This window comes from Rhizobium sp. LEGMi-198b, from assembly GCF_054114205.1.
In genome coordinates this window covers 257,816-271,631 of sequence record NZ_JBSYVH010000003.1, presented here as the reverse complement: position 1 = coordinate 271,631, position 13,816 = coordinate 257,816, and the positions used below count along the sequence as shown (strand labels likewise).

General features: G+C 56.5%; 13 protein-coding genes. 8 read left to right on the top strand and 5 right to left on the bottom strand.

All coding sequences use genetic code 11. The features are described from left to right. The first annotated feature begins 61 nt into the window (after positions 1-61). Positions 62-652 (top strand): IMPACT family protein, encoded by a 591-nt coding sequence (locus ACXHXG_RS14145; RefSeq protein WP_104828001.1) that lies wholly within the window; start codon positions 62-64, stop codon positions 650-652. A gap of 34 nt (positions 653-686) precedes the next feature. Here ACXHXG_RS14145 and ACXHXG_RS14140 read toward each other — a convergent pair whose 3' ends face one another. Both ACXHXG_RS14140 and ftsZ read right to left on the bottom strand, forming a co-directional pair. Beyond that, on the bottom strand, positions 687-902 hold the full coding sequence (locus ACXHXG_RS14140; protein WP_260304580.1) for a hypothetical protein: 216 nt from the start codon (positions 900-902) through the stop codon (positions 687-689). A 122-nt stretch (positions 903-1,024) separates the two neighbouring features. Beyond that, positions 1,025-2,047 (bottom strand): cell division protein FtsZ, encoded by a 1,023-nt coding sequence (ftsZ, locus tag ACXHXG_RS14135; protein WP_260304581.1) that lies wholly within the window; start codon positions 2,045-2,047, stop codon positions 1,025-1,027. 220 nt (positions 2,048-2,267) lie between these two features. On the opposite strand from ftsZ, the gene ACXHXG_RS14130 reads away from it, so the two are divergent. Further along, positions 2,268-3,128 (top strand): tetratricopeptide repeat protein, encoded by an 861-nt coding sequence (locus ACXHXG_RS14130; protein ID WP_457899651.1) that lies wholly within the window; start codon positions 2,268-2,270, stop codon positions 3,126-3,128. Here ACXHXG_RS14130 and ACXHXG_RS14125 read toward each other — a convergent pair. Beyond that, positions 3,066-3,782 (bottom strand): hypothetical protein, encoded by a 717-nt coding sequence (locus ACXHXG_RS14125; protein WP_104827803.1) that lies wholly within the window; start codon positions 3,780-3,782, stop codon positions 3,066-3,068. The genes ACXHXG_RS14130 and ACXHXG_RS14125 overlap by 63 nt on opposite strands. A gap of 134 nt (positions 3,783-3,916) precedes the next feature. Further along, positions 3,917-4,066, bottom strand: coding sequence for an entericidin (locus ACXHXG_RS14120; RefSeq protein WP_104827804.1), 150 nt, complete (start codon positions 4,064-4,066; stop codon positions 3,917-3,919). A 202-nt stretch (positions 4,067-4,268) separates the two neighbouring features. Here ACXHXG_RS14120 and ACXHXG_RS14115 point away from each other — a divergent pair, with 202 nt between their 5' ends. The 5 genes from ACXHXG_RS14115 (at position 4,269) to ACXHXG_RS14095 (ending at position 10,817) form a co-directional block, all read left to right on the top strand. Beyond that, positions 4,269-4,634 (top strand): DUF488 domain-containing protein, encoded by a 366-nt coding sequence (locus ACXHXG_RS14115; RefSeq protein ID WP_260304584.1) that lies wholly within the window; start codon positions 4,269-4,271, stop codon positions 4,632-4,634. Positions 4,635-4,967: 333 nt separating this feature from the next. Continuing rightward, the gene (gene repA, locus ACXHXG_RS14110) at positions 4,968-6,191 is read left to right on the top strand and encodes a plasmid partitioning protein RepA (RefSeq protein WP_104827806.1); all 1,224 of its coding nucleotides are present in this window, start codon (positions 4,968-4,970) and stop codon (positions 6,189-6,191) included. Then, the gene (gene repB, locus ACXHXG_RS14105) at positions 6,188-7,216 is read left to right on the top strand and encodes a plasmid partitioning protein RepB (RefSeq protein ID WP_104827807.1); all 1,029 of its coding nucleotides are present in this window, start codon (positions 6,188-6,190) and stop codon (positions 7,214-7,216) included. The genes repA and repB overlap by 4 nt, the downstream gene beginning before the upstream one ends. A gap of 386 nt (positions 7,217-7,602) precedes the next feature. Next, positions 7,603-8,913, top strand: a complete 1,311-nt coding sequence (gene repC / locus ACXHXG_RS14100) for a plasmid replication protein RepC (protein WP_457900006.1) — start codon at positions 7,603-7,605, stop codon at positions 8,911-8,913. Between the two features lie 1,097 nt (positions 8,914-10,010). Then, positions 10,011-10,817, top strand: coding sequence for a heparin lyase I family protein (locus ACXHXG_RS14095; protein ID WP_457899650.1), 807 nt, complete (start codon positions 10,011-10,013; stop codon positions 10,815-10,817). Between the two features lie 75 nt (positions 10,818-10,892). On the opposite strand, the gene ACXHXG_RS14090 is transcribed toward ACXHXG_RS14095, so the two are convergent. After that, positions 10,893-12,059 carry a M20 aminoacylase family protein gene (locus ACXHXG_RS14090; RefSeq protein WP_104825956.1) on the bottom strand — a complete coding sequence of 389 codons (1,167 nt, stop codon included), beginning with the start codon at positions 12,057-12,059 and terminating at the stop codon, positions 10,893-10,895. A gap of 399 nt (positions 12,060-12,458) precedes the next feature. Here ACXHXG_RS14090 and ACXHXG_RS14085 point away from each other — a divergent pair, with 399 nt between their 5' ends. Further along, entirely contained in the window at positions 12,459-13,721 is a 1,263-nt protein-coding gene (locus ACXHXG_RS14085; protein WP_104825957.1) for an adenylate/guanylate cyclase domain-containing protein, read from the top strand. Positions 13,722-13,816: the final 95 nt, after the last annotated feature.

The window sequence follows — 13,816 nt, the reverse complement described above, 5'->3', positions numbered from 1 at the left end:
GCACATGGTTCCTGCGATGGATTTGGAACCAAGCACCGCACTCCATATCGCTGGGATTAAGATGTTTCGCCTTGAAGAGCAGTGCAGTTTCGAACAGATCATCAAGAAGAGCACGTTTCGCGCCGTCGCAATCCCGGTCGATACCGAGGAGACCGCGAAACTGGCTCTTCAGACCGTCGCCACGGCAACAGGGGCCAATCACAATTGCTGGGCCTGGCGCATCGGACAAGCCTACCGCTTTTCGGATGATGGCGAGCCGAGCGGGACAGCCGGAAAGCCGATATTGGCTGCAATCGACGGGCAGTCAGTTGACCGTGTGATTCTGGTCGTTTCCAGATGGTTCGGCGGCGTTCTGCTTGGGACGGGAGGTCTCGTGCGAGCCTATGGCGGGAGCGCCGCAGCCTGCCTGCGGGCAGCGAAGCTCATCGCTTTTACGCCGATGATCGCCGGACAAGCGAAAATTCAGTTTAGCGATCTGGCTCTCGTAAAGGCACGCCTCGCCTCGCTCGATCAGGTTCGCATTGTCGAACAGCACTTCACCGACGAAGGTTGCGACGCGACAATCCAATTGCCTCAAGAGGATGTCCAAGCCGTCGCACAACTCATAAATGATCTTACAAACGGGCGCTCGTCGCTTCGTATGGACGACTGATCTTAATTCGATCGCTCCTCTTGAACCTATCTCGTTACCAGTTGCCGGGGTCTGCGGTATGGTCGATGCTGGCAAATTCATCTGCCTTTTCACGATCCAGCGTTATGCTGGTAGTGGAGTTTGAGTCATCCATGACCGAAAAATGAAGCGGTGGCTGCCCTTTCGTCAGCTCCTGGTACATGAGCAGGGCGGCCTCTTCGGCGGTATCAGCTTCGATTTCGTTCGCGACGATAACGTTAAACTTGCGCATCTCAGTTCCCTTATCTTTGCCGCCCTGATCCTAGCATCACCTCGCAGGACCGTCGCCTGCCGAAGCGACCGACCGGCACCTCGGCGTCCAATTCTCTCCCGCCCCATCGAAAATCTCGCATGCTACTGTAGCGTATGCTTCGGATCCAAATCCCGAACAAAGGCGTCCATCGGTTCAAGCATTCTGCGGCCATCCAATCCGGTCGCCACAACAGAGAGGCGGAACCTACCGTCGAGATTGCGGTCGAAGATCGCACCGATGACGATTTCCGCATCGCCTTCCACTTCGTCGCGAATGCGGCTCGCTGCCTCGTCCACCTCAAAGAGCGTCATATCCGAGCCGCCGGAGATCGAGACTAAAACACCCTTCGCACCTCTCATTGAAACGTCGTTCAGCAACGGATTCGCGATTGCCGCCTCGGCCGCTCTCATCGCACGGTTTTCCCCGGTCGCTTCGCCCGTGCCCATCATAGCTCGGCCCATACCTCGCATGACCGATTTCACGTCAGCGAAATCAAGGTTGATCAGGCCTTCCTTGACGATGAGATCGGTGATGCATCCAACGCCGGAATAAAGCACGCGATCGGCGGTCATGAAGGCATCCGCGAAAGTGGTCTTTGCATCGGCTATGCGAAACAAATTCTGATTGGGAATTACGATGACGGTATCGGCTGCCTGCTGCAGCGCCTCGATGCCGAGCTCCGCTGTCTTCATGCGGCGATTGCCCTCGAACGAAAACGGCTTGGTGACCACGCCGACGGTTAGGATGCCAGCCGAACGGGCAGCTTGTGCGATCACCGGCGCCGCACCCGTCCCCGTTCCGCCGCCCATTCCGGCGGTGACGAAGCACATGTGCGAACCGCTCAGATGATCCATGATCTCATCGATCGATTCCTCGGCAGCCGCGCGGCCAACTTCCGGCAGCGAACCTGCACCGAGACCTTCGGTTACATTTGCTCCGAGCTGGATGCGGCGAGCTGCCTTCGATGTCGCGAGGACCTGGGCGTCCGTGTTTGCCGCGATGAAGTCCACACCCGCCAGATTTTCAGCAATCATGTTATTGATCGCATTTCCGCCGCCACCTCCTACGCCAATGACAGTAATGTTTGGCCTTAGGCCAGAAATGCCGCTCTTGGCGTCCGTCATGTTTTACTTCCCTCATCCATCTTGGTCGCACGTTTATCGCTTCGAACAGCGAGTCGCGGTTCATCGTAGAAGCGCAACAAGGCGTTGACAGGGCAAAGGCCGACCGTTTGAGCGCAATCGGGCGGATGAAATTCCACAATTGACGGCTCGATATCGGCGGCGGATAACTCCGTCATGGCGATACGGGGTATTGCGCTCGGGAGCATCTGGATGGCTGCGCATGAAAGAAAGTGAGCGTTTGGCGATCATTGCGAACGCGATAGCGGCGTTCAATGAGAGCAATCGTGAGCTGGCAAAGCAGCTTTGCGAAGCCGGTTTAAATCAGTTTCCATCGGATCCGTCGCTCTCTCATCTTTTGGCAGCCATTCTGTTTGCAGAAGAAGATTTTTCCGGTGCTCGGGAAAAAATAGAGAAGAGTCTTGCAGCTCAACCAAGGAACGCCCCCGCCCTCATTCTCGCCGGCAAAATTTATCGAGCAGAGCATAAACTGGAAGCGGCATTGATGCAGCTTGAGAAAGCGGCAAGCCTGGAAGTCCGGCTAGAGATTTTTGTCGAGAAAGCCCGAATTTTCGACCAGATGGGCAACAAGTCGGCTGCACGCGATGCTTGGAGCATGGTTCTCAATGCCAAGCCGACATCCCTGGAAGCTTTGAATCGGCTCAGTTCGCTAGCGAGAGAAGGTGGCGCCCTCGTTGAAGCAGAGCAACTGCTCGAACGCGCCGTTGCCCTCGAAGACCATCCAAAAATTTGGTTTGAGTTAGCACTCGTGCGGCACGATCTGCAGAACCTGGTTGGCGCGGCCGAGGCTTACCAACGTGTGCTCGAAATGAACGCAGATGCGCCGGAGGCGGCCGTCAACTTGGGTGTCGTATTGCAAGAGGCGGGCAGAATGGACGAGGCGATGGCGGCCTTCTCGACGGCTTATGCGCTGGACGCATCCACGTTTGGCGTCATTGCCATGGCTCTTACCTCGGCGCCGTGCGGTCGGCTGTGGCTCGACGAGGAGGTTCTGCGTCAATCATTGGTTAGCGGAGCGACCGCGCTTGGCCCGAAATCGCTTGCGGTAGACGCCCGGTGTTGAAAGCACGGTGGCAACCGTCTGCGTATACGCTTCCTGCCGTTGCTCATCCAACTCCTCAAAAACAAGTTCGGGCATGCTGCGTGGAACCGCAAAACACTGTGCGACCGGCGTTCCGCGGGCCAGAATCCCCGAGAATTCAGGTTCAGTCCAAATTGCCGGGAAATTGATCCCGCCGTCAGTAAACCGGTCGGAATCCACAAGGCCTGTGACAAGCCGAAAGGGAAGATCGGCACGGTTGATGGGATGTGTTGCAAAGAGCGACCAGCCATCATCGAGCTGGATTGTCCAGAAACTGTTGAATTTGACCGCCGCCTGCCCGGCGATTTCAAACGGGCTGCCGGTCAATTGCCCAGGCGTATGAAAACTGAGCGGCGATCGAGGATGTCGCTCGGTGGCTGGCGACGGAATATCCCAATTCCAGGAAAAGGCACCCTTATCCACAAGCACATCGCACGGCAAAAGTATCGTGAAGCCATACGCCATCGCATCGACCACGGGAGGGCACTGCTTCAAAGTGCGCACGTCGCGACCGTGAATTGCCGAATAGGCGGTGTTGGGCATAGTGCGCAGCCAGTCCGGCAGCGCACTGCGAGCAAGGACGGGACGCGGCAGATATTCGGCCAAGGCCGGGTCACATCGGAAAATAATACGCATTGCGCCCGCCTCCAGTGCTGTCCGCCGGTCAAGACCGACGAGTTGGGGGACGCTATCATGGGAATCTTCGCATTGATACACGGCCGTGCGCTCGTTCCCGCAGAGCAATTTGCGGCCGGCGTCAGAGAACTAGGCTAGTTCGACGCCTTCAGCACCCGATGCGTACTCGAATCCATCGCCTGGCCGGTCTCTTTTGCATCCTTCGCCATTCCCTTTACCGTGTTTGCGCAAGACGATAGCGTCAACAGGACCAGCATTGCAGTGGCGAGTGAGACTTTGAGCATCGTTAAATCTCCCCATGGAATGGTATGGATTCAATTTAACCGCGCATCTTTTCTTTTCAAGGAAGGCCGATCCGAAACTCGCATAGGGGTCGATTCTCAACGGACGTGGAGGGTATGGAGATGGCAGCATCTCGGATTGCCGGTGTGATGGTTGCGGGCTATGTAATCGGCAATAGGCTCTGAAATAGCGAGGGCTTTCGGAATGGCTCATTCGCTTCTGAAACTGAAACGGGTATATGACGAACCCTCGAACGAAGACGGTCGCAGGGTGCTTGTCGATCGGTTGTGGCCACGCGGTCTATCCAAGAAAGATGCGGAACTGAGCGACTGGATCAAGGAAGTGGCTCCATCGCCGGAGCTCCGGAAGTGGTTTGATCACAGGCCGGAGCGGTTCATGGACTTTCGGGAAAGATACCGGCAGGAACTGGCGTCGAATCCGGCGGTGCAGGCATTGCTTCATTTTGAGGATGGACCGGTGACACTGCTGTATGGCGCGAAGGATCCGGTTCACAACCATGCAGTGGTGCTTCTGGAGTTTCTGAAGACCTTGGAAGATCGGGGCTCGTGACCAGCGCGGTTTAAACAGGAAACGAAGAATGTTAGCGGGCGATCGACACGAAAATGAGTCGCGACTCATCATAATGTTTGGAGGCTCGAAGGCGAATTCGGTCGCTCGAACGCAACCATTTCTCTTTATGCCAAAGCGCTAATCAAGATGGGCGCTTCATCGGGCAATGCGGCTAACCGATGGAGAAAACAGGGAGAATCGTGATTCGTTGCTTAGCCGGGAAACGGCGTTAGGATTGCTCTAACCTTATTTTGCTGGACGAAAACACAGAATCATGGCCTTTGTTAGCGGGTGGCGGCCGATAGAACGAGTGTAGGCCGCCAAGAGGGACAGATGGCGCTAACAGAACAAATCGAGCAGGAGAATGCTTTTTCCGAGGATGCTGCGACGAAGATCGTCCGGCATGCTGGCATGCTTTCGAACCAGCTCCAGGCTCTGCGAACCCGCATGTATCCGCCGAAGGCGGAAAAGAGCCTGCGATATTTCATGACGAATGAGGTCTCAAAATTGACCTCCATTCCCGACTCGACCCTGAAGCTGCTGTCCAATGAGGGCCGCGGCCCGGTTCCTAGCCGGCTAGAGAATAACCATCGCGCCTATACGCTGCAGCAGATCAATCAGTTGCGTGCCATGTTTGCCGAGCAGAAGCCTTCGGACGCATTGCGGTTTCTTCCTTATCGGCAGGGCAGGGAGCATCTTCAGGTGCTCGCGGTCGCAAACTTCAAAGGCGGCAGCGCCAAGACGACAACCAGCGTCCACCTTGCACAATATCTCGCGCTCCACGGCTATCGTGTTCTGGCGATCGATCTCGACCCGCAGGCCTCGCTTTCTGCGATGTTCGGTTTCCAGCCCGAGATCGACGTGCAAGCCAACGAGACTATCTATGCCGCTTTGCGGTATGACGACGAACGCCGGCCGATGAAAGAGATCATCCATCGAACCTACTTTGATGGCATCGACCTCATTCCGAGCAATCTCGAGGTTATGGAATACGAGCATGAGACGCCTCGCATTCTGGCGCAGCGATTGGGCAGTCGCGAGGGGATGTTTTTCGAACGGCTGAAGCTCGCATTGGACGAAGTCAGACATCGTTACGATGTGGTGATCTTGGACACTCCGCCATCCCTGGGTTTCCTGACGCTTGGCGCCATTCATGCTTCGACGGGGATGATTGTAACTGTCCACCCGGCAATGCTGGACGTCTCGTCGATGAGCCAGTTCCTGTTGATGATGGGAGATCTCATCCAGGTTTTGGGCGAGAGCGGTGCCGTGTTGAAGCAGGATTTTTTCCGCTACCTCATCACCCGCCACGATCCGAACGATCAGCCGCAGTCGCAGGTGGTGGCCATGCTTCGCCATCTTTTTGGCGACGACGTCATCTTGCCGACGGCGATCGAAAGCACGGCAGTCGAGGCCGCAGGTCTTGCCAAGCGCAGCCTGTACGAATTGGAGATGGGTCAGGTCGGCCGCGATACCCATCGCCGTGCCCGCGATGCAATGGATGCCGTAAACGATGCCATCCTGGATTTGATCAAAAGCAGTTGGGGGAGGCGATGACGAAGTCCCCAAAAAGATCATCGCTTGCCGCAAGCTTCGGATTGCTGGCAGCCGATATCAATGCCGATACGAAGAACAGCGTTGAGCAGCAGGTGTCCGCTTCGGCGCCTGTCCGTGTGGGCGCCGGCGTCATTGGCGCGACCCATAAGGCGATCAGTGACATCAGGGACGAACGCGACCGGCTTCTTGCCATGCTGGAGGCGGGCTCCGGCGGCTCGACCGAAATCGACACCGATCTGATCGATCCGTCGCCCTTTCCTGACCGGCTTCCTGACGACAACGACGAGTCTTTTGCGGAGTTCAAGAAGAGCATCGAGGAAGATGGGCAGAAGATCCCCATCCAGGTCCGCCTTCATCCGACGTTGGCAGGCCGATATCAGGTGATCTACGGCCATCGCCGCCTGCGCGCCGCCCGTGAGCTTCAGCGCCCCATCAAGGCGTTGACCTTGGACATGTCTGATCGAGATCTTGTTGTCGTTCAGGGGATCGAGAATGCTGCGCGTCAGGATTTGAGCTGGATCGAACGGGCGCTGTTTGCATGGCGTATGGACGAAGCCGGCATCCGCCCGAGAGATATTTATGCAGCGCTTGGGATCGACGACGCAGAGCTTGCACGTATGCGTTCCGTCTATCGCGTCGTCCCTCTCGACGTCATCGAGGCCATTGGCAGGGCGCCTAAAATTGGGCGCCCGCGATGGGTCGAATTCGGCGGATCGTTAAAAGCGAAACCTGATGCACTTAGGGCGATCAGAGAGACCCTGTCATCTGACAGGGTTTTGCGCTTGATGTCGAATGAGCGGTTCAGTCAGGCCATGGGAATGTTGAAAACTCCTGCGGCTCGCCTGCCCGGTCGAGATATTCGTGATGGACGCGGCAAATCCCTGGCGAGGCTTCAGATTTCGAAGAAAGAACTGAAGCTTATGCCAGAGACCGACCGAGGTGTCCGGTTTGCAGCCTTCCTGGAAGGCGAAATACCGGCGCTGATCGCGAAGTTCGATGCCGCAGATAAACAGGATGATTCATAAACCCTGTCAGTTGACAGGGTTTTATCGCCGCGCCCCCGCGCGGATTTGGAATAAACTTATCAACGGATGAAGCCCTCACGGCGAGCCATTCGAGAGCCTTTGTATTCTTGTAGCGAAGATATCATTGCTCTTTTGCCGCGACCTTCGATCTGTTTGGTATCCGCTAATCAGCGGAAATCGCTCGGTCAAACACCGAGAAACCATGATTGAAACGAAGAGAGAAAGGTAAGCGACGGCAAAAAGAAAAGGCCCCCAAACGGCGAACCATTCGAGAGCCTTTGCATTCTTGTAGCGAAGATATCAATAGCTCCCCCCGAATCAGTTGTCAATGCATCGAAGTCGTTTCGGTGGCCGTATTCGCTTTGCCTGAGATCAGAGGCGAAGATATGCACAATTCGAATTTCATAACGACGCCGTTTGGGCGGCGGTCGATGACGCTTGGCATGTTGTCAGATCAGTATGATGCCAGGGATATCGAACCCGGGAAATCCGTCGACAAGTGGAAGCTGTTTCGCGCGCTCTGCGAGGCTAGAAGCGTTTTCGGAATTTCCGACCGTGCCCTTGCCGTATTGAACGCGCTCTTGAGCTTTTATCCGGAAAATGCCTTGTCGGAGGAAAACGGCCTGGTGGTTTTTCCATCCAATGCGCAATTGTCGTTGCGGGCGCATGGCATTGCTCCGGCGACATTGAGACGCCATCTCGCTGCTCTGGTGGCGGCAGGCCTGCTGATCCGCAAAGACAGCCCGAACGGCAAACGCTATGCAAGGCGGGACCGGAAAGGCGAAATCGACGAGGCCTTCGGCTTCAGCGTGGCGTCTCTCATCGCCCGCGCCGATGAAATCTTTGCCCACGCGGCGAGAATCGTCGCCGATCGTCAGCGACTGCGCGTCACCAAGGAACGTCTGTCGATTTGCCGCCGTGACATCGCAAAGCTGATCGAGATCGCCCTGCAGGAACAAGCCCCGGGCGACTGGATGATGATCCAAAAGACATTCCAGTCGATCCTGGCAGCTATCCCGCGCGCGCCGCATGTCGGCGACTTAAGCGGAGTGCTCGACGAGCTGGAGATGTTGCGGGATGAAATCCTTATCCGATTGGAAAAGCAGCTAGAAACACAAAAACAAAGCGCCACCGAATCCCAAACTGAGCGCCATATACAGAATACAGATTTAAAAAACATTCTTGAATCTGAACCAGCCTCCCGCGCGCAACCAGCTCGAGGCGCAACCCAGGACGACACCGTTGATGCGTGCGACAGGCAGGAGAGTTCGCATCACCTTCCCATACCCACAGGCAACGTATATCGAGTGGCCATAGCCCAAAGACCAAGTAATCCTTCTGTTCAGCCGCTGAAGTCTTTCCCGCTTGATCTTGTGATCCAGGCTTGCCCTGAAGTCGTATCGTACGGCCATGCCGGTAAGGTCGAGAGTTGGCGAGACCTCATGACGGCGGCAATCGTCATCCGTACCATGTTGGGCATCAGCCCATCCGCTTACCAGGACGCTTGCAACGTCATGGGACCTGAAAATGCAGCAACCGTCATCGCCTGCATGCTGCAGAGGGCGGAGCATATCAATTCGGCAGGAGGTTATCTGCGCAATCTGACGCGAAGAGCGCAATGTGGTGAATTCGCTATTGGCCCAATGTTGATGGCTTTGGCGCGGTCACACAGGCTGCCAGGACGAAATGCGGCATGAAACATTTCCTCCTGCGCAAGACCGGAGGAAATGGTGTTGAACAAGATCCTTGCGAACGATCTCGAGTTTGTACGCTTGCTCAAGCTTTAGCCGGAGCGTCGTATCGTTGAGCATGACCAGACACGAGAGCCTACCTCATGGTAAAGATGATCGAGGCCGAGACCCCGTACACTTTGTCTCAAGAAAAGAGCCGGAACTTGAACATGGGAAGGATGCTTACGTGAACAACTGCGAGCTCTCGGAGGAAAATTTCCGGCGACCGTCGTTAGGACCCTGTTGGAGACGACGCGGACACCAAAAGATCAATCACGTCACCTATTTCACTTTGCGTTCCGGCGTTATTGTAGTAACCTCCTACTCGTCAAATCGATCCGAATTCAGCAGTTTTGCCTGCGACGGATTATCCCCTCCCGGACATTCCTTTGATCGAAATTGAGCCCTTCCAAAGGGTATAGTGAGTGACGGAAGTTAAAGCCGAAATTACTTCCGTTTGGCAGCTTAGCTTAGATTTAACAGCCATTTAGACATAGGATAATTTGCATCCGCAAAAGGAGAAAATGGCTAGGTTTTGGAGCGGGAGACCCCGGCAGCAACTCTATAGGCATGAGCTCGCGTAGCCTTATTTTCAGTAACCTGCATCCTGACAATTCCAGTCATTTGGCGACAGATTGAAACGCCCGGCAACACGACGGCGATGCAACGCGAAGGGACAGGGTCCTCGTCCTTTTCGCTGGATTCCAATCGACGAGATTCTGTGTTTAAACCTTCTCCAGGGTGCGATGCGCGCCTATTGGGATACGAAGATGTGGCGTTTGACGCCTGCTACTATGTTTCTTTTGCTTTTTGTCGCGGTCACATCCAACGCGTCGGCAGCCGAGCTTCTCTACAATGATTTCAGGTCGCCGACGCTAGATCAGAGCCAATGGTGTTCCTGCCAGATCGATAACAAAAATACACCGGTAACATTCTCGGCCGATCCAGCCGAAAGGAGGGATTACATAGCCGGGATTACCGTCAACGAATCCTCACTCGGCGGCAAGAAGTGCGAACCTGCTTGCAAGGCGCCGCAGGAGGTCCTGACTGCGCAACACTTCTTGATGACCGAAGTCAGCAGACCGGAGTTTCTCGGCACGAACTTCTTTGCGAAAGTGAAGCCGACATGGGCGCCGACGGCGAACCAACCTGATCCCTATTGCGACGACAACGCCTGGAGCCGGGCCAAGGCAGCTCACCAGGAGGACGAATGCATTCAGCGTGAAGAGCTTCGCCTGCAAAAGACCTTCTTTCGAAGGTCCGATGTGCCGCTCGTCTATTCCTTCCGCTTCCGCATGCCGAAAGAGGTTTTGAACGATAAGGATTCCATTCGCTGGATAACGGCGCAATGGAAACAGGAGGCTATAAATAGCAAGTACGCGCAGGAGTTTGCGGGCTGGTCACCAAGCCCGTTTCTCGCCCAGCGCTATGATGACGGCATCCTGCATGTCACGGTTCAGGACGATATGTGTAGGTGCTTGATCGCCTCGGCGCCAGCCAAGGGAAGCAAGCTCGCCTGGAAAAACGGAACGCCGCATTATTGCCAGTCTATCCGGCCGGAGGACAGCGACGGCAAGGCCTGCACGTCCAATTTGAAGGTGGAGTATGGCCGCAATCCCATCCTGTCGACGCCGGCGGGGAAATGGGTCGAGATGCGTTATCGCGTGCAGGCCGGTCGTGACGGCAGCGCTTTCATCGAGATTCATCAGGATGGCCGGTTCATCGCCAGGGTAACCGGCAAGATCGGGTATGAGCCTGATCCATCATCTCCACCGATGACCAAGTTTAAGATCGGCCAATACCGCGACTATATACCGTCCTCGGACACGTTGGAGCTGGATTGGATCAGGATCGAGACCGCCCGGAAATGAGGCAGCCTTGCCCTGCGAGGCGTCAATCCGCGGCGATCGAATGGTAAACCCGCGAACGAATGCCTCTCCGTTCAGCTATGACAATCGCTGCGCAACCAGGGCGGCCCAGTAGTCGATGCCGTAGGCGATGGCATTGTCATTGAAGTCATAAGCCGGATTATGCAGATCGGCGCTGTCGCCATTGCCGACCCAGATGAGCGCGCCGGGCCGCTTTTCGAGCATATAGGAAAAGTCTTCCGAACCCATCGTCATTGGCCAGTTGCCGTTGACGCGCTCTGCGCCGACAACGTTCTTCGCGGCGGCGATCGCAACCGCGGTCTTCTCGGCATTGTTGACGGTCACGGGATATCCCGGGCGCCAATCGATTTCGGCCTGCGTGTCATGGAGCTTCGCCGTCCCAGTCACCACATCGCGAAACCGTTGCTCTACGGCGCGGCGTGTCGCCGGCAGCATCGTGCGGACCGTGCCGCCGATTTCGACGGCGGGAGGGATGACGTTCAGCGCCTTCCGGTCGCCGCCGCTGATGAAGGTAACGGAAACGACGACGGGATCGAACGGATCGGTAAAGCGCGATGCGATCGACTGGAGCGCGACGATGACATGCGAAGCGACAAGCACGGGGTCGCGGGCAAGATGCGGCGAAGCCGCGTGGCCACCGCGTCCGTGGATGGTGATGACGAAACGGTCCCCAGCAGCCATCATCGGGCCGCTGCGGATGGCGAACGAGCCGACGGCGAGGCCCGGCTGATTATGCATGCCATAGACTTCCTCGATGCCGAAACGATCGAGCAAACCTTCCTCCAGCATCACGCGCCCGCCGCCGCCGCCTTCTTCCGCCGGCTGGAAGATCAGAACGATCTTGCCCGCAAAATTGCGATCGGCGGCAAACCGTTTGGCGGCACCCAGGAGCATGGCGGTGTGACCGTCATGGCCGCAGGCATGCATCATGTTTGGTATCTTCGAGGCGTAAGGCAGGTTCGTCTGTTCGGACATCGGCAGCGCGTCCATGTCGCAGCGAAGCGCGATCGTCTTGCCATTGCCTCTGTTACCTGAGATCACCGCCACGACCCCGGACTTGGCCATCCCGGTCACTACCTCGTCGCAGCCGAACGCCCTCAGCTTCTCCGCCACCATCGCCGACGTGCGTGGCAGATCGAATAGAAGTTCCGGATATTGATGTATCTCGCGACGCCAGTTCTTGGCCTCATCCGCAATGATGCGCGATGCTTCGGACGGGTTCATGAACAGTCTCCTTCAGAAAGTCTTACAAATCGCCGCGATGCCGGCGGGAGCGGATCTGTACCAGAGATAACGACGAGCAGCATACGAGTATAGTCACCTTTGCAGACGGCCCAAGATATGGGCCGCCTGTCAATTGATTTGTGACCCGGGGACATTGCTCATCGTCTGCCATGCGTTTGACGGCCTGCGACGGTTCGCCTCACGTTTAAAGAATACGGAATTCGACCTATCTATCTTTGGCCAGGTAGCACGAGGCGCGGTATAGGTTCGCGCTTCGGTTTATAAAATCATGGGCTGAAGCCGATTGTCGTTCCAGGTAAATGACAATCGGCGTATATTCGCACTTCGGCGTGGATCGTTGCGCGACGACAGAGACCAGGTATTTGTGGGGTACGGGTAATGCAATTGTCATCGGAAGCGGCGTCCCGCTCGCATGTCGAGAGCCAGGGTATATGGCCGGCAAGACGGAGTAATATCCTCGATTGGCTGATGCATGATACCCGCGACGAACGCTTCATCGACAATATCCTCGTGGACTTGTGCGGGAGACTGCGGGCAGCGGGTATCCCGGTCGCACGGGCGACGTTGCATTTCAGAACGCTTCATCCGCAATGGCTCGGTGCACGAATCCTCTGGCGTATAGGGATGGAGGAGGCAAACATCAGCACCTTCAGCTACGGGGTGGAGACGACACCGCAGTTTCTGGCTAGCCCGATCAACGAGATCTTCAATGGAGCCGCCGAGGTTCGCCAGAACCTCGAAAAGCTGGATACGGCCGATCGGCCCGCCTATCCGCTCTACGAGGAAATGCATGCCGAAGGATTGACCGACTATATCGCCTGGCCGATCTACCATACGCTCGGCAAGCGCCATATCGTCACCTTTGCCGCCGACATACCGGGCGGCTTTACCGAAGAGCATGTCACCTTCCTGAAGGACCTACTGCCGGCCCTGACGCTGGTGAGCGAGATCCGGCTGAAGAACATCCTGGCCCGGACGCTTCTGCGCACCTATGTAGGGCCGCATGCCAGCGAGAAAATCCTTGCGGGTGCTACCACCCGCGGCAGCGGCACGACCGTCGGCGCGGCCATCCTCATCTGCGACCTGCGCGACTTCACGACGATTTCGGACATGTGGCCGCGCGACGACGTGATCGACCTTCTGAACGGCTATTTCGACGCGATGTCGGAGCCGATCGAGAAACATGGCGGCGAGATTCTCAAATTCATGGGGGATGGATTACTGGCCATTTTTCCGCTGAGCGATCCCATGGCCTGCGCTAACCTTCTTCAGGCGATCAGCGAGGCGGAGGCTGCGGTCGGCGCGTTGAATGAGGAAAATAGTCGGAATGGCCGCGAGGTCTTGCGTTACGGCGTCGGCGTGCATGTCGGCGATGTGATGTATGGCAATATCGGTTCGCGTACCCGCCTTGATTTCACCGTCATCGGGCCGGCCGTCAATGTCGCTTCGCGACTGGAGACATTGACCAAGGAGGTCAAACGGCCCGTCTTGTTGTCCAAGGCCTTCGTCGATATGGCAGGCTGTGAGATCGAAATGGAAAGCCTTGGTGCCTTCCCACTCAAGGGTCTTGGTGAACCGGTCGATGTCTTCGCCTTTGCGACGAATGGAAATAGCGTAGCGCGCCACAAAGCGCGATCCTGATATGTTTCCGAGATCATGCCCGGTCCATTTTCTGGACCTCGCGGAGCGAAAAAGCTGATCGCAAAACGTGAAGTGTCGAGGGCTGTTGTCTCTTG

Coding starts and splice junctions, on each gene's coding strand:
- ACXHXG_RS14140 (WP_260304580.1), bottom strand. CDS start 902: ATGCGCAAGTTTAACGTTATCGTCGCGAACGAAATCGAAGCTGATACC.
- repC (WP_457900006.1), top strand. CDS start 7,603: ATGCACAATTCGAATTTCATAACGACGCCGTTTGGGCGGCGGTCGATG.
- ACXHXG_RS14120 (WP_104827804.1), bottom strand. CDS start 4,066: ATGCTCAAAGTCTCACTCGCCACTGCAATGCTGGTCCTGTTGACGCTA.
- ACXHXG_RS14125 (WP_104827803.1), bottom strand. CDS start 3,782: ATGCGTATTATTTTCCGATGTGACCCGGCCTTGGCCGAATATCTGCCG.
- ftsZ (WP_260304581.1), bottom strand. CDS start 2,047: ATGACGGACGCCAAGAGCGGCATTTCTGGCCTAAGGCCAAACATTACT.
- ACXHXG_RS14130 (WP_457899651.1), top strand. CDS start 2,268: ATGAAAGAAAGTGAGCGTTTGGCGATCATTGCGAACGCGATAGCGGCG.
- repB (WP_104827807.1), top strand. CDS start 6,188: ATGACGAAGTCCCCAAAAAGATCATCGCTTGCCGCAAGCTTCGGATTG.
- ACXHXG_RS14145 (WP_104828001.1), top strand. CDS start 62: ATGTTTCGCCTTGAAGAGCAGTGCAGTTTCGAACAGATCATCAAGAAG.
- ACXHXG_RS14115 (WP_260304584.1), top strand. CDS start 4,269: ATGGCTCATTCGCTTCTGAAACTGAAACGGGTATATGACGAACCCTCG.
- ACXHXG_RS14095 (WP_457899650.1), top strand. CDS start 10,011: ATGACCGAAGTCAGCAGACCGGAGTTTCTCGGCACGAACTTCTTTGCG.
- ACXHXG_RS14090 (WP_104825956.1), bottom strand. CDS start 12,059: ATGAACCCGTCCGAAGCATCGCGCATCATTGCGGATGAGGCCAAGAAC.
- ACXHXG_RS14085 (WP_104825957.1), top strand. CDS start 12,459: ATGCAATTGTCATCGGAAGCGGCGTCCCGCTCGCATGTCGAGAGCCAG.
- repA (WP_104827806.1), top strand. CDS start 4,968: ATGGCGCTAACAGAACAAATCGAGCAGGAGAATGCTTTTTCCGAGGAT.